This window comes from Kitasatospora sp. NPDC087315 (assembly GCF_044744345.1).
Taxonomy (GTDB): domain Bacteria; phylum Actinomycetota; class Actinomycetes; order Streptomycetales; family Streptomycetaceae; genus Kitasatospora.
The window spans coordinates 233,243-248,436 of the sequence record NZ_JBIUYD010000006.1; the positions used below are offsets into that span (position 1 = coordinate 233,243).

A 15,194-nucleotide genomic window follows, 5' to 3' on the forward strand; every position below is an offset into this window, starting at 1 on the left:
CCCTCAGCCCTGGCTCTTCGAAGGGTCCTTGAGACCGATCGTGGCGAAGTCGAAGAAGCCGGTCCACACCGGGTGGCCGAAGGCGCCGGCGATGTTGGTGCCGACCAGCAGCGGGCGGCGCTGCCAGAGGACCGGCACCGCCGGGGCCTTCTTCATCAGGTCCTGGTCCAGCTGGAGCCAGGCGGCGCTCGCCTCGTTGAGGTCGGTCATCGCGTTGATCTGGTCGATCCGCTCCGAGGTGGCCTGGTCCCGGAACTGGCTGTAGTTGCCCTGGTTGCCGGTCTCCTTGATGGTGCGGCCGTCGAAGAGGAAGGGCAGGAAGGTGGCACCGGACGGGTAGTCCGGGCACCAGCCGCTCAGCGACAGGTCGGGGGCGTTCTTGGTGTCACCGATCGTGTCGCTGTAGACCGACGGGTCGGCGGTGTTGATGGTGACCTGGATGCCGGCCTTGGCCAGCGACTGCTGGAGCGCCTCACCGCGGGTCTTGTCGCCGGTGGAGACGGTCAGGCTGACCTTGAGGTCCGACTTCCCGGCCGCCGCGAGCAGTTCCTTGGCCTTGGCCGGATCGCCGGTCGAGGGGATCTTCAGCGGGTCCTGCCGGGCGCCGCCGGTCAGCGCGGGCGGCAGGAAGGAGCTGGCGTAGTCGGTCATCGCCGGGCCGCCGAACGCGGTCACCTGCGAGTCCTTGTCGACGGCGTACATCATCGCCTCGCGGACCTTGGGGTCGTCGAACGGCGCCCGGGAGTTGTTCATGTACAGCAGGTCGGTACAGCCGGTCCGCTCGGCCACCAGCCGCTCCTTGACGTCCGGCTTGGTGAGCACCTTGGCGACGGACTCCGGGCGCATCCAGGGCATCTCGACGGCCGAGGCGTCCGCGCCCTCGCTGGCGATCAGGCGGTCGTCGACCTGGCCGCCCTTGAGGCCCTGTACGACGACGATCTTGTCCGGGTACGCCTTGCGGACGGGGTCGCCGGACGGGTCCCAGTTGGTGTTGCGGACCAGTACCAGCTGCTTGCCGCGCTCGTACGTCTCGATCTTGTACGGGCCGGAGGAGAACGGGCGCAGGTCGTACTGGGTGCCCTTCTCCTGGGACTGCGGCACCGGCGAGAAGGTCGGCAGGGTCGCGGTGTAGGAGAACTCGGCGACCGGGCGCTTGAGATGGAAGATGATCGTCTTGTCGTCGGGCGTCTCGACACTGGCGAGGTGCTCACCGGTGAGCGGGCCCTTGTAGTTCTCGCCGCCGGCCAGGTACTGCGCGGCGTAGTCGGGGCCGCCGGTGAGGTCGGGGGCGAAGGAGCGCTCGACGTTGTACTTGATGTCGGCGGCCTTGATCGGGGTGCCGTCCTCGTACTTGACACCGTCCTTCAGGGTGAAGGCCCAGGTCCTGCCGCCGTCCGAGGGCCGGCCGACGTCGGTGGCCAGGTCGGGGACGATCTCGCTGCCGGCCGCGCCGGGCTCCGCTTTGAAGGTCACCAGGGTGCGGTAGAGCAGCCGGATGCCGAAGTCCATGTTCGGCATGGTCCAGTTGCGGGCCGGGTCGAGGTGGGCGAAGTCCTGGTTGGAGAGCACCGTGAGGGTGCCACCCTTGACCGGCGTACCGCCGACGATGGTGCCGGATGCGGCCCCCGGGGCCTTGGTGCTGCCGGCGGCCTCGCCACCGGTGTCGCTCTTGTCGTCCTTGCCGCACGCCCCGAGACCGAGGGTGAGTGTCGCTGCGAGGGCCGCCGCGAGGGCGGCGTGGGTGCGCCTGGTCATGTGCAACTCCGCAGTGGGGGGCCTGCCGTGAAGGCCCGTGGTCGGCCCCGGGGCTGATCCGGGACCCGGCCGGGGAGGACGACCTCAGGGGGTCTAGCCGCTCCGCGGTGTGACCCGTAACATAGTAATGTGAAATTGCACTGCACAAGGGGTGGCGCATCCCGTTACCGACCTGTGTCCGTGCAGCTCCCCCGCCCCGCATAGGAGTTCCCCCGGTGACCCTCCACCAGCCCGCGCTCAACATCGGCAGCCACGACCTCCCCGTCTCCCCCGCCCTGGACGCCTTCATGGGCACCGCCTGGGCCGCCACCCCGCTCCCCGCCGACCAGCGCGTCCCCGGGTTCGCGGTGCTGCCCGCCCGGCGGACCCGGCTCTCCGCGGCCTTCCCCGGCGAGCGGCTGCTCGTTCCCGCCGGAGAGCTGAAGGTCCGCAGCAACGACGTGGACCACCGGTTCCGCCCGCACAGCGCCTACGCCTGGCTCACCGGCCTCACCGGCGAGGACCAGGTCGGGCACATCCTCGTCCTCGAACCGACCGGGCCCGAGGGCCACGAGCCCGTCCTCTACCTGCGCCCGCGCTCCCCGCGCGGCGGCGCCGGCGCACACGGCTCGCAGTTCTACCGCGACCGCCGCTACGGCGAGTTCTGGGTCGGCCGCCGTCCCGACCTCGGCGAGGCCTCCCGGCTCACCGGCGTACGCACCGAACACCTCGACGACCTCGGCAAGCTGCTGAGCGGCCCGCAGCCCGCCACCCGCGTCCTGGCCGGCGTCGACTCCTCCCTCGACGCCGCCACCGGCCGGCCCGGCGCCCCCGCCCTCGGCCAGGCCGACGCCCAACTCGCCTCGGTGCTCTCCGAACTGCGCCTGATCAAGGACGCCTGGGAGGTCGAGCAGCTCCAGCTCTCCGTCGACCACACGGTGCTGGGCTTCCAGGACGTCGTCCGCGCGCTGCCCGCCGCGCTCCGCCACCCGCGCGGCGAGCGCTGGATCGAGGGCGTCTTCAACCTGCGCGCCCGCGCCGAGGGCAACGGCACCGGCTACGACACCATCGCCGCCTCCGGCGCCCACGCCTGCGTCCTGCACTGGATCCGCAACGACGGCCCGCTCGACCCCTCCGCCCTGCTGCTGCTGGACGCCGGCGTGGAGACCGACACCCTCTACACCGCCGACATCACCCGCACCCTCCCGCTCGGCGGCACCTTCTCGCCCGTCCAGCGCCAGGCCTACGAGCTCGTCCTGGCCGCGCAGGACGCCGGCATCGCCGCACTGCGGCCCGGCGCCCGCTTCCGCGACTTCCACCGCGCCGCCATGCGCGTCATCGCCGAAGGCCTGGCCGACTGGGGCGTCCTGCGGATCCCCGCCGAGCAGGCGCTCGCCGAGGACAGCGGCCTCTACCGCCGCTACACCCTCTGCAGCAGCGGCCACATGCTCGGCCTCGACGTCCACGACTGCGCCAAGGCCCGCGCCGAGACCTACCTCGACGGCGTCCTGGAGGAGGGCCAGGTCCTCACCGTCGAACCCGGCCTCTACCTCCAGCCCGACGACGAGACCCTCCCGCTGGAACTCCGCGGCCTCGGCATCCGCATCGAGGACGACCTCGTCATCACCGCCGACGGCGCCCACCTGATGTCCGGCGCCCTCCCGCGCACCGTCGCCGGCATCGAGTCCTGGATGTCCGACCTGCTCGGCTGATCCCGCGCACCGGCAGGGGGATCAGGCCACCTTGACCGTCCGATCCCCCTGCCGCACGGTCACCTCCACCTCGCCACCGATCGCCGCCGCATAGGCCCGCAGGTTGTCGAGGCTGTCCACCTGCCCGTGCTCGATCTGCGACACCCGCGCCTGGCTCACCCCCAGCAGCCCGGCCACCTCCCGCTGCGTCAGCCCCGCCTTCCGCCGCAGCTCCGCCAGCTCGTACCCGCGGATCCGCGCCAGCGTCTCCAGCCGCATCCGGGCCCGCTCCGCCTCCGCCTCGGGCGTGGCCAGCTCGGGAAACCGCTCCATCACCTCGGCGCGCACCTCGGTCCAACTACGGCCCTTCATGCGTTTTCTCCCTTCCGCTGTTCCTCGACGTAATCCGCGTACCGGGCCTCCGCCAAAGGAATGGACTCCTCGTACCACTCGGACCAACGCCCCGACTTGTCGCCCGCCACAAGAACGATGGCCTCCCGTTGCGTGTCGAAGACGAACAACATGCGCACCTCGCTTCCGCCGGACGACCCTGGCCTCAACTCCTTGAGGTTGTGCAGTCGGCTGCGATGGATACGGTCCACTGCGGGCCGCCCCAGCGTCGGTCCCACTTCGGCCAGCAGGTCGAGCGCATCGAGGATGTTGCTGGCGGTCTTGGGATCGTCGTCGCAGAGCTGCAAGTACCAGTCGTTCACCGGCCCAAGAAGAGTGATCTCCCACATACCCGCTACGTTAAGTTGTGTCTTATACGTTACCGGCCCCTCGCCCGGCTATCCACTCTTCCGGGGGACGACACGGGCTCCGGCCCGCGCCCCGGCGCTCACGCCCCGTCGAGGTGGGTGCGCTGGGCAGGGGTGAGGTCGAGGTCGGCGGCGTCGAGGGCCTCGTCGAGCTGGGCGAGGGTGGTGGCCCCGATGACGGGGAGGACAGGGATGTCACCGCCGAGGAGCCAGGCCAGGACGACCTGGCCCGGGGTGGCGCCGGTGTCGGCGGCGACCTCACGCAGGGCGGCGAGCCGGGCCGCCGAGTCCGGGTGGTCGTACTGCGGGGGCAGCGGCCGGGCCGGGGCCGCGTAGGCGCCGTGCAGCAGCGGGCCGTAGGCGAGCAGGGTGAGGCCGGGCTCGGCGCGGACGTAGTCGAGCAGTTCGGGGGTGACGGGCTGCTGGACCCCGAAGTCCGCGCCCGGCCGCGGCCGCAGGTACGTGTGGCGCTGCTGGAGACAGCTGTACCCGGCCAGGCCCCGGGTGCGGGCCAGCGCACGGGCCCGCTCCAGCCGCCAGGTCAGCTGGTTGCTGCTGCCCAGGACGTCGACCGTGCCCTCCCGGACCAGGGCCCCGAAGGCGTCGACCGTCTCCGCCAGCGGCGCCCGGCGATCGTCCAGGTGCCCGTACAGCAGGTCGATCCGCTCGGTGCCCAGCCGCTTCAGGCTGCCGTCGACGGCGGTACGGACCGCTGCCGCCGACAGCCCCTCCGCGTTGGCCGGCCACTCCCCCGGGCCGGCCGGGCGGGCGCCGACCTTGGTGGCCAGCACCACGGCGTCCCGGTTGCCGCGCGCCGCGAACCACCGGCCGAGCACCAGCTCGCTCTCGTCGCCGCAGGCGCCGTCGTGCCAGAAGCTGTAGTTGTCCGCCGTGTCGACGAAGGTGCCGCCCCGCTCGGTGAAACGGTCCAGCAGCGCGAAGGCGCGGGCCTCGTCGACCCGGGTGCCGAACGGCATCGCGCCCAGGCAGAGCACGCTGACCTCGGGCCCGGGGGTTCCGTCGGCGCGGCGTCCAAGAGTGCGGTGGCGCACGGTTTCCTCCGTGAAGAGCGGTGGGGTTCGTACCGGAAACCCTGGCAGCTGGAGCGCGGTCCAGGTCAACCGGCAACGGTGGCATGATCATTCGCATGAGTGCATCCGGCAGTGAGCTGTTGACGCCCGCGGAGGCGGTGGAGCGGTCCGGGTTCAGCCTGGACACCCTGCGGTACTACGAACGCATCGGCCTGCTGGGCAGTGTGCAGCGCGCCCGGACCGGTCATCGGCGGTTCAGCGAGCACGACCTCGCCTGGCTCGGCATGCTGCGCTGCCTGCGGGACACCGGGATGCCGATCGCCGGCATGCTGCGCTTCGCCGAACTGGCGCGCGGCGGCGACGGCACCGTGGCGCAGCGGCTCACCGTCCTGGAGGAGCACGACGCGCAGGTGGAGGAGCAACTCGCCCACCTGCGGCGGCAGCAGGAACACATCCGGGCGAAGATCGGCCACTACCGCGCCTTTCTCCACGCCGAGGGCGCCGGGGGCGCCGGGGGCGCCGGTCAGGACCGCTGAGCCGCCCGCCACAGCTCCTCGACGATGGCCGCCACCGGACCGGTGCGGGCCGAGCGGTGGCCGGTGCCGGCCCACAGGTGCATGGCGTCGGTGTCCGCCCGCGCCGTCGCCGCCGCGCGCAGCGGCTGGGTGAGGTGGTGCACCTCGGGGTAGGCGGGCGGGGCGTACGGCTCGTACCGCTCGATGAAGGCGTTGCGCAGGCCGCGGGCCGGGCGGCCGGTGAAGGCCCGGGTGACGACGGTGTCCGGGAGTTCGGCGAGGGCGGCCTTGTGCGCGGCCGAGGCGCCGGACTCGTCCGAGCGCAGCAGCGCCGTGCCCACCTGGACGGCCACCGCCCCGGCCCGCAGCGCGGCGGCGATGGCCGGACCGTCGGCGAGGCCGCCCGCCGCGATCAGCGGCAGCGCCGTCACCGCCCGTACGGCGGTGAGGAGTTCGAGCAGCGGGACGGCCCCCGGGCGGTCCGCCACCCGGTGGGTGGCGCGGTGTCCGCCCGCCTCCGGACCCTGCACGCAGAGCGCGTCCATCCCGGCCGCCTCCGCGTGCCGCGCCTCCTCGGGCGTGGTGACGGTGCCGATCTGGTACGCCCCGGCGGCCCGTAGCGCCCGCGCCTCCTCGGGCGAGGGCAGGCCGAAGGTGTACGAGACGACGGGGACGGGCCCGGCCAGCAGCGCGGCGATCTTGGCGTCCCAGTCGTCGCGGTCCGGTGCGATCGTCTCGGGGAGCCGGACGCCCCAGCGCTCGGCCTCCGGCAGCAGGTGCGCCCGGTACCCGGCGACGGCCGCCGGATCGCCGGGCGCGGCAGGGACGAAGAGGTTCACGCCGAACGGCCGGTCCGTCAACTCACGTGTCCGGTGGATCTGTTCGACCATCGCGGCGGCGCTGCGGTACCCGGCGGCGAGAAATCCCAGGGTGCCGGTCCCGTTCACGGCGGCCACCAGCTCCGGGGTGGAGGCGCCGCCGGCCATCGGCGCGGCGATGACGGGAACGGCGAGTTCGTCGAGACGGACGGCCATGAGGGGGTTCCTCCACTCCACACGTACACAAAGCGGTTCGAACCCGGCCCACCCTACGCCCGCCCGGCGGCGGCCGACCGCCGCCCGCACCCGGCACCGGATCAGCCCCCGCGCCGGATCAGCCCCCGCCCGCGCGCCTCCCGCACCGCCGCCGTACGCGAGTCCACCCCCAACTTGGTGTAGATGTGCACCAGGTGCGACTTCACGGTGGCCTGGCTCAGGTGCAGCTGCCGGCTGATCTGCTGGTTGGTCAGCCCGTCGGCGACCAGCCCCAGCACCTCCGTCTCCCGTGCGCTCAGCGCCGCCGAGGGGGTCCGCATCCGCTCCAGCAGCCGGTCCGCCACCGTGGCCGCCAGCGCCGACCGGCCCTCCGCCGCCGCGCGCACGGCCCGGGCCAGCTCCTCCGGCGGCGCGTCCTTGAGCAGGTAGCCGGTGGCCCCGGCCTCCAGCGCGGGCAGGGTGTCCGCGTCGGTGTCGTAGGTGGTGACGATCAGCACCCGGGGCGCGCCCGGCCGGGCGGTGATGGCCGCGGTGGCCTGCGCGCCGTTCATCGTCGAGCCGGGGCCGAACTGCAGGTCCATCAGCACCACGTCGACCTCGGCCTCCGCCGCCAGTTCGACCGCCCGCTCGGCGGTGGCGGCCTCGGCCACGATGACGAAGTCCCGCTCGCTCTCCAGGACGGCGCGCAGCCCGGCCCGGACCACCGGGTGGTCGTCCGCGAGCAGCAGTCGGATCAGCTGGTCGGTCACAAACGCTCCTCGGTCACGGACGCTCCTCGACAGCGGCGACGGGCAGCAGCACGGCGAGCGCCGTCCCCTCCCCCGGCGCGGACTCCACCGCGAAGGTACCGCCCAGCGCCCGCGCCCTCGCCCGCATCGACGGCAGCCCGAACCCGCCGTCCCCCTCCCCCGCCGCCGCGCCGGAGGCGACCGCCGCCGGGTCGAACCCGGCCCCGTCGTCCAGCACGTCCAGCGCCACCTCGCCCTCCATGTAGCTGAGCGTCACCTCTGCGTGCGAGGCCCGCGCATGCCGGACGGTGTTTCCGAGCGCGGACTGCGCGATCCGCAGCAGCGCGACCTCCTGCGGCACCGGCAGCCGCACCGGATCGCCCGCGACATGCAGCCGGACGGGCAGACCGCTGTGCGCCGTCGTGGTGGCGCAGAGCCGTTCGAGGGCGAGGGGCAGGGAGCCGCCCTCCAGGTCGGGCGGGGTGAGCGCGCGGACGAAGCGGCGGGCCTCGGCGAGGCTGTCCTGGGCGGCCTGCCGGGCCTGCTCGACATGGCCTGCGGCGGCCTCGGTGCGCTCGGGCAGGGCCCGCTGGGCCGCGCGCAGCAGCAGCTGGATGCTGGAGAGGCTCTGGGCCAGGGTGTCGTGGATCTCCCGGGCGAGGCGCTCCCGCTCGGCCAGCACCCCGGCGGCGTGGTGGGCGGCGGCGAGGTCGGCGCGGGCCTCGGTCAGTTCGTCGATGAGCCGGCGCCGCTCCTCGCTCTCCCGGTAGAGCGCCTGGTAGCCGAAGACGGTGGCCACCGCGACGGCCCCGCCGAGGGCCGGTCCGATGGCCGCGGCCAGGCTGAGGATGTGCAGGTGCCAGGAGTACGCGGTGATCGCGGCCACCGCGGTGAGCCCGACGGCGACGAGCCCCGACCGGCGGCCGAGCAGGTGCAGCTCCAGGAAGTAGAGCGGGAAGGCCAGCCAGACCCCGTCCGGGGTGGCGATCAGCACCCCGACCCAGGTCACGCCGAGCAGTGCCAGCCAGAGCGCGGCGGCCCGCCGCGACCGGCGGACGGCGCCGACCAGCGGGCCGGCCGCGTAGACGGCGGCCATCGCGGTGGCGGCGGCGATGACGGCCGCCGGGTCGCCGCCCCGGCCGACCACGGCGCGGGCGACGGCGAGCGCGAGCAGGCCCGCCACCAGCAGGTGCAGGCAGACCTGGAGTACGCGGGCGACGGGGGTGGTGCGGAATCGTTCGGTCGCCATCCGTCCAGCCTAGGATCCGCACCCGTCCTCAGGCATCAATCAAAAGGTTGAACTCCGCTTCTCACCTTTGATGCCGGGGATCCAATCCCCCGGGCGATGCCCCTCCGGCCCCTCCTCCGCCACTGTGGTGAGCGTCGGGGAAGAGCCTCACGGAAGAAAGGGCCATTCGTGTTCGTCGCCTGGAGGGATCTGGGGTTCGCCAAGGGGCGGTTCGCCCTGATGGGGACCGTCATCGTGCTGATCACCGTACTGGTCGGCCTGTTGTCCGGTCTGACGGCCGGGCTGGGGCGGCAGAACATCTCCGCGATCACCGGCCTGCCCGCCGACCACCTGGTCTTCTCGAAGCCGGCCGACGGTCAGAAGCTCTCCTTCACCGACTCCCAGGTCACGCCCGAACAGTGGCAGGGCTGGGCCCGGACGCCCGGTGTCACCGCCGCGGAGCCGCTCGGCATCACCACCACCAAGGCGGCCGCCGACCGGCGCACCGCCGCGCTCTCCGCCTTCGGCGTCCCGGACGGCTCCGGGCTGGCCCCGCAGGGCGCGCTGATCGCACCCGGTCGCGCCGTCCTGTCCGAGGCCGCCGCCGAGGACCTGGGCGGCCTGCGGCCCGGCGCGAACTTCAGCCTGGCCGGCCACCCGCTCCAGGTCGCGGCGGTGACCGGCGAGGCCTCGTACAGCCACACCCCCGTCGTCTGGACCAGCCTCACCGACTGGCAGGCGTTCGCCCCGGGCGGCGCCGGGCACGCCACCGTGATCGCCCTGACCACCGCCACCGGTGCGGACCTCGCGACCGCCGACGGCCAGTACGGCACCGAGACCCGCGGCCGGGACGACGCGCTCGCCGCGATCGGCTCCTACACCTCGGAGAACGGCTCGCTGCAACTGATGCGCGGCTTCCTGTTCGCCATCTCGGCCCTGGTCATCGGCGCGTTCTTCACCGTCTGGACGATCCAGCGCAGCGGCGACATCGCGGTGCTGAAGGCGCTCGGCGCCTCCACCCGCTATCTGCTGAAGGACGCGCTCGGCCAGGCCGTCCTGCTGCTGGTGCTCGGCACGGCCGTCGGCACGGCGCTGGCGGCGGCCGTCGGCGCGCTGATCGGCTCGACCGTCCCGTTCGTCCTGGACGCGCCGACCGTCCTGTTCCCGGCCGCCGTGATGATCGCGCTCGGCGCGGTCGGCGCGGCCCTGTCCATCCGCCGGATCACCTCCGTCGACCCGCTGACCGCCCTGGGGAGCGCCCGATGAGCCTGCACCTCGACCACATCACCCTCACCTACCCGGACGGCGACGGCCGGCTCACCGCCCTGGACGAGGTCTCGCTCACCGTCCCGAAGGGCTCGATCACCGCGGTGGTCGGCCCGTCCGGCTCCGGCAAGTCCAGTCTGCTGGCCGTCGCCGCGACGCTGATCACCCCGGACTCCGGCCGGGTGGTGGTGGACGGCGTGGAGACCACCGGCCTGGGGCGGGCCGAACTCACCGCGCTGCGGCGGCACCGGATCGGCATCGTCTTCCAGCAGGCGAACCTGCTGCCCTCACTGACCGCCGCCGAACAGCTCCAGGTGATGGCCCACCTGGACGGCCGCTCCCCGCGCGCCGCTCTCCCCCGGGCCCTCGAACTCCTCGACGCCGTCGGCCTGCGCGCCCAGGCCGCCCGCCGCCCGAACCAGCTCTCCGGCGGTCAGCGCCAGCGCGTCAACATCGCCCGCGCCCTGATGAACGACCCCACCGTGCTGCTGATCGACGAGCCCACCAGCGCCCTGGACCACGAGCGCGGCGCCGCCGTCATCGACCTGGTCACCGAGCTCACCCACCGCCGGGCCACCGCCACCGTCCTGGTCACCCACGACCGCACCCACCTGACCGCCGTCGACCAGATCGCCGAGGTCCACGACGGCCGCCTCACGACTCCGGCGGTGGCGTGACTACTTCTTCACGGCGAGGACGTCGTCCACCGACAGCGTCACCGACGCCCCGATCGACTCCGGCAGCGTGAACGACTGCCGCCCCCTACCGCGCCCGCAGGCGCAGCGCCGGACGGTCCGCCTCGGTCTCCTCCTGGCCTGCGGCCCAGAGGGAGCGGACGTGGCCGAGGTGGCGGGCCATGCAGGCCTCGGCGGCGTCGGCGTCGGCGGAGATCATGAGGTCGAGGAGCTCCAGGTGCTCCTCGGCGGAGGAGACCAGCTCGCCGCGCTGGTCGAGGCGGTTGAGGCCGTAGAGGCGGGAACGCTTGCGCAGGTCGCCGACGACCTCGACCAGGCGGGCGTTGCCGGCCAGACCGAGCAGGTCGAGGTGGAACTGGCGGTCGGCCTCCAGGTAGCCGATCAGGTCGTGCTTGCGGGCGGCGGCGACGATCGCCTCGGCCTGCGGGCGGAGCCGCTCCAGCTGCTCGGGGGTGGCGGTGCGGGTGACCCGGCCGACGGTGGGGACCTCGATCAGGGCGCGGATCTCGGTGAAGTCGTCGAGGTCGCGCTCGGTGAGTTCGGTGACCCGGAAGCCCTTGTTGCGGACGGCCTCGACCAGGCCCTCGCGGGCGAGGTCGAGCATCGCCTCGCGGACGGGGGTGGCGGAGACGCCGAAGTCGGCGGCGAGGGCGGGCGCGGAGTAGACCACGCCGGGGCGGAGTTCACCGGAGATCAAGGCGGCCCGGAGGGCGTGGGCGACCTGATCGCGCAGCCGCTCCTGGACGGAGATCAGAGTGCGGGGTTTGAGGTCGGCCATGGTGTTCCTCCGGAGGTTGCAGAACACCAGTGTACAATGTCACGTTACGTTGAGTGTGCAACAGTCCGCGATTCGGGCGGCCCACCGGACGGCCCGGCACACCGGCCACCGACGCCATGGTGGCAGCGGCCGCCGCGCGTGGCAACGGACGATACCGCACTCCCTGCCCCACCCCTCCCCGAACAGCCCGACCCGCTGCCCGGCATCCGCCGCCGGGCCGGTGGAACGCGGAAGCGGCCGGCACGGCGGGGGATCCCTCCCCACCACACCGGCCGCGGCCTCCGGCCGTCCCGTACAACACCGAACCACCACCCGGGGTAACGGGCCCGGGCGTCAGCCGGTGGCGGGGCCGCGCCTCACGCGTTCATCACAGCCCGATCCGGTGGACCGCCGCCGCGACGGCGAGGTCCTGCCAGGCCATGCCGACGCTCTTGAAGAAGCGCGGCCGGTCCGACGGCACCGGCACCTCGCCGCGCACCAGCTCGGCCAGGTTCCAGAGCGGTTCGTCGCCCGTGACACCCGCCATCAGCAGGTCGCCGGCCTCCCGCAGCGCGGCGGCCCGCGCCTCCACGTACAGCTCGGCGCGGCGGACCAGCACGCCGTCCACCTCCCGCGCCTGCGGCTCGTGCGAGCCGACCGCCGCCACGGCGGCGTGGTCGGGCACCAGCGCCCCGTCGAACAGCGGGGTACGGGCGGTGGTGCAGCAGACCACCAGGTCGGCCTGGGCCACCGCCTCGGGCGTCCCCACCGCGGCGTCCAGCCCGCGCGCCCGGGCGTACCGGGCCAGCGCCTCGGCGGGCGCCGCACTGCGGGCGACCACGGTGAGCCTGGTCAGCGACCGGATGCCGAGCAGCGCGTCCAGATGCCCGTACGCCTGCGGTCCGGCGCCGAACAGCACCAGGTGCGCGGCGTCCGGCGCGGCCAGCCGGCGCAGCGCGACGGCGGTGACGGCGGGCGTGCGCAGGGCGGTCAGGGCGGCGCCGTCCAGCAGGGCGACGGGCTGGAGGGTCGGCCCGTCCAGCAGCAGGTAGCTGCCGGTGATCCGGGGCAGCCCGATGCCGGGGTTGGCGGGCGCGACCCCGGCGATCTTCACCCCGGCGTACTCCGCCGAGGCCGCCGGCATCAGCAGCAGCTCCCCGGCGGGCACCGGCACCGCCGACCGGGCGGGCGCGGTCTCCGGGTCCAGCCCGTCGAGCAGCACCCGCTCGATCGCGTCGGCGGCCTGGGTGGGCGTCAGCCCGGCGGCGCCCGGCGCGGCGTACTGGAGCGGCTCAGCCGCCGCGCCGGACAGGGTGGGGGCCTCGCGGCGGTCGGCGGTCACAGCAGGAACCCCGTTCCCAGCGTGTCGTCCCCGTCGAGCAGGAAGCGGTGCTCGCCGGTGCGGTGGGCGGTGCCGGTGACCTCGGTGACGACGCCCCCGGCCCGCGGGTCGCCGCCGGGCAGGACCCGGCCGGTGAAGACGGTGCCGATGACCGACTCGTGCCACAGCTCCTCGCCGGGCGCGAGCCGCCCCTCGGCGGCGAGCACGGCGAGCCGCGCCGAGGTGCCGGAGCCGCACGGTGAGCGGTCGATCTGGCCGTCGGCGAAGACCGTGACGTTGCGCTGGCTCAACCGCTTGCCGACGTCCGGCAGTTCGTCGTACAGGATGACCCCGTAGACGCCGGACAGCCGTGGGTCCTCGGGGTGGGCGACGGCCTCCGAGCCGGCCAGCGCGGCCCTGATCTCCCGCCCCACGGCGGTGAGTTCGGGCAGCAGCCCGGGCTCGACCGACAGGCCGAACGCCGCCGCCGGCACCGAGGCGTAGCAGGCCCCGGCATGCGCGACCGCCACCTCCACGGTGCCGCGCGAGGTCTCCACCGGCAGCTTCAGCGCGCTCACCCGGGTCGGCACGTTGCGGAAGGTCACACCGGTGGTCCGGCCGCCCGCACGGTGCACCAGGGCGGTGACCCGCCCGGACGGGACGTCGATCCGCACCCGCGCCACGCCGTCCTCGGGCGCCGCGACGAGCCCGGAGTCCACCGCGAAGGCGCCGAGCGCGATGGTGCCGTGCCCGCAGGCCGTGGAGTAGCCGTCCTTGTGCCAGAACAGCACCCCGAGGTGCGCCTCGTCGTCGTCCGGCGGCACCAGGAACCCGCCGTACATGCCCGCGTGCCCGCGCGGCTCGCGGGTGAGCAGTTGCCGCACCTGGTCGAGCGCGCTCGGCCGGGGCGCGGTCGCCGTACCGCCCGCGCCGATCGCGACGGCCCGCCGCTCGGCGACGCCGTCGCCGGGGATCACCGGCGCCCCGCCCACCACGATCCGGAACGGCTCACCGGCCGTGTGGTAGTCGACCGTCTCCACCACGCCCTCCACCACGCCGGTCATCACGCACCCCCGGCCGGGAGCAGGGTGACGGTCCGGCTCGCGGTGTAGAAGTCCAGTGCGGCCCGGCCCTGTTCGCGGTCGCCGTGGCTCGCGCCCTTGGCGCCGCCGAACGGCAGGTGGAAGTCGACGCCGCTGGACGGCGCGTTGACCCGGATCATGCCCGCGTCCAGCCGGTCGGCGGCGGCGAGCGCGGTGTCCAGGCTGCGGCTGTGCACCGAGGTGGCCAGGCTGTGCGGGGTGTCGTTGGCCAGCGCGATCGCCTCGTCCAGGTCCGCGGCGGGCAGCAGGACGGCGATCGGGCCGAAGAACTCCTCGCGCCGCAGCGGGTGTTCGGCGGGCACGTCGGCGAGCAGGGTCGGCTCGACGTACCAGCCGGCCCGCTCGGGCACCGCCCCGCCGGTGAGCACGGTGGCCCCCTCGGCGCGCGCCGAGGCGACGGCTCCGGTGAGCCGGTCGCGGGCGGCGGCGGAGATGACGGGCCCGCAGGCCGTGTCGTCGACCAGGCCGAGCGCCTTCACCAGCGCGGCGCGCAGCGGCTCGTACGCCTCGCCGACGGCGATCACCCGGCTGGTGGCGGTGCACTTCTGCCCGGCGTACCCGGCGATGGCGGCCGCCAGATGGGCCGCGGCCTGCTCGATGTCGGCGTCCGGCAGGACCAGCGCGGCGTTCAGGCCGCCCAGTTCGGCCTGGACCGGCACCCCGCGCCCGGTGGCGGCGTGGACGACGGCCCGGCCGACCCCGGTCGAACCGGTGAACGACACCACGTCCGCCGCGTCGACCAGCGCCTCGCCCTCCTCCGCTCCGCCCGGCAGCACCGTCAGCACGCCCTCGGGCAGGCCCGCCGCCGCGGCCAGCTCGGCCAGCCGCAGCGCGCACGCGGTCGCCTCCGGCGCCGGCTTGAGCACGGCGGTGTTGCCGACGGCCAGCCCCGGCGCGGCCTTCCAGGTCGGGATCGCCAGCGGGAAGTTCCACGGCGTGATCAGCCCGGCGACACCGTACGGGCGGCGCCGGGTGAGCAGCAGGCCCGGTCCGGCGGCGGGCTCGTGGACGGCGCCGGACGGCTCGAAGGGCGCCTGCGCGTAGTAGCGCCAGATCGCGGCGGTCCTGGCGACCTCGCCGCGCGCCTCGGCGAGCGGCTTGCCGACCTCGCGGACGATCAGCGCGGTCAGCTCGTCGGCGTGCGCCTCGACGGCCTCGGCGATCCGGGTGAGCGCGGCCGAGCGGGCCGCGGCGCCGGCCGCGTGCCAGCCGGCCTGCGCGGTCCTGGCCCGTCCGACGGCGGCCCGGACGGCCTGCGCGCCGGGCGCCTCGACCGCGAGGACGAGGTCCGCGGGGTCGGCGGGGTTGAGGGAAGTGATGGTCACAGCGGGAA

General features: G+C 74.3%; 15 protein-coding genes. 4 read left to right on the forward strand and 11 right to left on the reverse strand.

The annotated features are described in order from the left end of the window. Positions 1-3: 3 nt before the first annotated feature. Positions 4-1,755 (reverse strand): ABC transporter substrate-binding protein, encoded by a 1,752-nt coding sequence (locus ACIO5D_RS11305; protein WP_400794835.1) that lies wholly within the window; start codon positions 1,753-1,755, stop codon positions 4-6. A 215-nt stretch (positions 1,756-1,970) separates the two neighbouring features. Here ACIO5D_RS11305 and ACIO5D_RS11310 point away from each other — a divergent pair, with 215 nt between their 5' ends. Next, positions 1,971-3,446 carry an aminopeptidase P family protein gene (locus ACIO5D_RS11310; RefSeq protein ID WP_400653599.1) on the forward strand — a complete coding sequence of 492 codons (1,476 nt, stop codon included), beginning with the start codon at positions 1,971-1,973 and terminating at the stop codon, positions 3,444-3,446. A 21-nt stretch (positions 3,447-3,467) separates the two neighbouring features. On the opposite strand, the gene ACIO5D_RS11315 is transcribed toward ACIO5D_RS11310, so the two are convergent. The 3 genes from ACIO5D_RS11315 to ACIO5D_RS11325 all read right to left on the reverse strand — a co-directional run bounded on the left by ACIO5D_RS11315 (position 3,468) and on the right by ACIO5D_RS11325 (position 5,235). After that, entirely contained in the window at positions 3,468-3,797 is a 330-nt protein-coding gene (locus tag ACIO5D_RS11315; RefSeq protein WP_400653600.1) for an XRE family transcriptional regulator, read from the reverse strand. After that, on the reverse strand, positions 3,794-4,165 hold the full coding sequence (locus ACIO5D_RS11320) for a type II toxin-antitoxin system RelE/ParE family toxin (protein ID WP_400653601.1): 372 nt from the start codon (positions 4,163-4,165) through the stop codon (positions 3,794-3,796). Before ACIO5D_RS11320 ends, ACIO5D_RS11315 begins: the two co-directional genes overlap by 4 nt. Positions 4,166-4,263: 98 nt before the next feature. Next, the gene (locus tag ACIO5D_RS11325) at positions 4,264-5,235 is read right to left on the reverse strand and encodes an aldo/keto reductase (protein ID WP_363608720.1); all 972 of its coding nucleotides are present in this window, start codon (positions 5,233-5,235) and stop codon (positions 4,264-4,266) included. Positions 5,236-5,330: 95 nt separating this feature from the next. On the opposite strand from ACIO5D_RS11325, the gene ACIO5D_RS11330 reads away from it, so the two are divergent. Then, positions 5,331-5,750, forward strand: a complete 420-nt coding sequence (locus tag ACIO5D_RS11330) for a MerR family transcriptional regulator (protein WP_400757520.1) — start codon at positions 5,331-5,333, stop codon at positions 5,748-5,750. Here the strand turns inward: ACIO5D_RS11330 and ACIO5D_RS11335 are convergent. The 3 genes from ACIO5D_RS11335 to ACIO5D_RS11345 all read right to left on the reverse strand — a co-directional run bounded on the left by ACIO5D_RS11335 (position 5,738) and on the right by ACIO5D_RS11345 (position 8,740). Beyond that, positions 5,738-6,763: a nitronate monooxygenase gene (locus tag ACIO5D_RS11335; protein WP_400794837.1), complete on the reverse strand. Its 1,026-nt coding sequence runs from the start codon at positions 6,761-6,763 to the stop codon at positions 5,738-5,740. The genes ACIO5D_RS11330 and ACIO5D_RS11335 overlap by 13 nt on opposite strands. A 101-nt stretch (positions 6,764-6,864) precedes the next feature. Then, positions 6,865-7,512: a response regulator gene (locus tag ACIO5D_RS11340; protein WP_400653604.1), complete on the reverse strand. Its 648-nt coding sequence runs from the start codon at positions 7,510-7,512 to the stop codon at positions 6,865-6,867. Between the two features lie 13 nt (positions 7,513-7,525). After that, positions 7,526-8,740 (reverse strand): sensor histidine kinase, encoded by a 1,215-nt coding sequence (locus tag ACIO5D_RS11345; protein WP_363608727.1) that lies wholly within the window; start codon positions 8,738-8,740, stop codon positions 7,526-7,528. Between the two features lie 168 nt (positions 8,741-8,908). Between ACIO5D_RS11345 and ACIO5D_RS11350 the strand changes: the two genes are divergently transcribed. Together ACIO5D_RS11350 and ACIO5D_RS11355 are read left to right on the forward strand one after the other, a co-directional pair. Beyond that, positions 8,909-9,985: an ABC transporter permease gene (locus ACIO5D_RS11350; RefSeq protein WP_400757517.1), complete on the forward strand. Its 1,077-nt coding sequence runs from the start codon at positions 8,909-8,911 to the stop codon at positions 9,983-9,985. Then, on the forward strand, positions 9,982-10,662 hold the full coding sequence (locus tag ACIO5D_RS11355; protein ID WP_400653606.1) for an ABC transporter ATP-binding protein: 681 nt from the start codon (positions 9,982-9,984) through the stop codon (positions 10,660-10,662). Before ACIO5D_RS11350 ends, ACIO5D_RS11355 begins: the two co-directional genes overlap by 4 nt. An 85-nt stretch (positions 10,663-10,747) precedes the next feature. On the opposite strand, the gene ACIO5D_RS11360 is transcribed toward ACIO5D_RS11355, so the two are convergent. The 4 genes from ACIO5D_RS11360 to ACIO5D_RS11375 form a co-directional block, all read right to left on the reverse strand. After that, positions 10,748-11,458 carry a GntR family transcriptional regulator gene (locus ACIO5D_RS11360; RefSeq protein ID WP_400653607.1) on the reverse strand — a complete coding sequence of 237 codons (711 nt, stop codon included), beginning with the start codon at positions 11,456-11,458 and terminating at the stop codon, positions 10,748-10,750. Between the two features lie 367 nt (positions 11,459-11,825). Next, a complete protein-coding gene (locus ACIO5D_RS11365; protein ID WP_363608735.1) occupies positions 11,826-12,779 on the reverse strand; it encodes an ornithine cyclodeaminase family protein in 954 nt (317 codons plus the stop codon). Continuing rightward, the gene (locus ACIO5D_RS11370; RefSeq protein WP_363608737.1) at positions 12,776-13,822 is read right to left on the reverse strand and encodes a proline racemase family protein; all 1,047 of its coding nucleotides are present in this window, start codon (positions 13,820-13,822) and stop codon (positions 12,776-12,778) included. The genes ACIO5D_RS11365 and ACIO5D_RS11370 overlap by 4 nt, the downstream gene beginning before the upstream one ends. Next, complete coding sequence (locus ACIO5D_RS11375; protein WP_400794839.1) at positions 13,822-15,186, reverse strand: aldehyde dehydrogenase family protein; 1,365 nt, start codon at positions 15,184-15,186, stop codon at positions 13,822-13,824. Before ACIO5D_RS11375 ends, ACIO5D_RS11370 begins: the two co-directional genes overlap by 1 nt. Between the last annotated feature and the right edge of the window lie 8 nt (positions 15,187-15,194).

Bases quoted from the DNA above. Each gene is read 5' to 3' on its own strand.
- ACIO5D_RS11320 (WP_400653601.1), bottom strand. From the start codon at position 4,165: ATGTGGGAGATCACTCTTCTTGGGCCGGTGAACGACTGGTACTTGCAG.
- ACIO5D_RS11335 (WP_400794837.1), bottom strand. From the start codon at position 6,763: ATGGCCGTCCGTCTCGACGAACTCGCCGTTCCCGTCATCGCCGCGCCG.
- ACIO5D_RS11345 (WP_363608727.1), bottom strand. From the start codon at position 8,740: ATGGCGACCGAACGATTCCGCACCACCCCCGTCGCCCGCGTACTCCAG.
- ACIO5D_RS11305 (WP_400794835.1), bottom strand. From the start codon at position 1,755: ATGACCAGGCGCACCCACGCCGCCCTCGCGGCGGCCCTCGCAGCGACA.
- ACIO5D_RS11370 (WP_363608737.1), bottom strand. From the start codon at position 13,822: ATGACCGGCGTGGTGGAGGGCGTGGTGGAGACGGTCGACTACCACACG.
- ACIO5D_RS11330 (WP_400757520.1), top strand. From the start codon at position 5,331: ATGAGTGCATCCGGCAGTGAGCTGTTGACGCCCGCGGAGGCGGTGGAG.
- ACIO5D_RS11315 (WP_400653600.1), bottom strand. From the start codon at position 3,797: ATGAAGGGCCGTAGTTGGACCGAGGTGCGCGCCGAGGTGATGGAGCGG.
- ACIO5D_RS11360 (WP_400653607.1), bottom strand. From the start codon at position 11,458: ATGGCCGACCTCAAACCCCGCACTCTGATCTCCGTCCAGGAGCGGCTG.
- ACIO5D_RS11355 (WP_400653606.1), top strand. From the start codon at position 9,982: ATGAGCCTGCACCTCGACCACATCACCCTCACCTACCCGGACGGCGAC.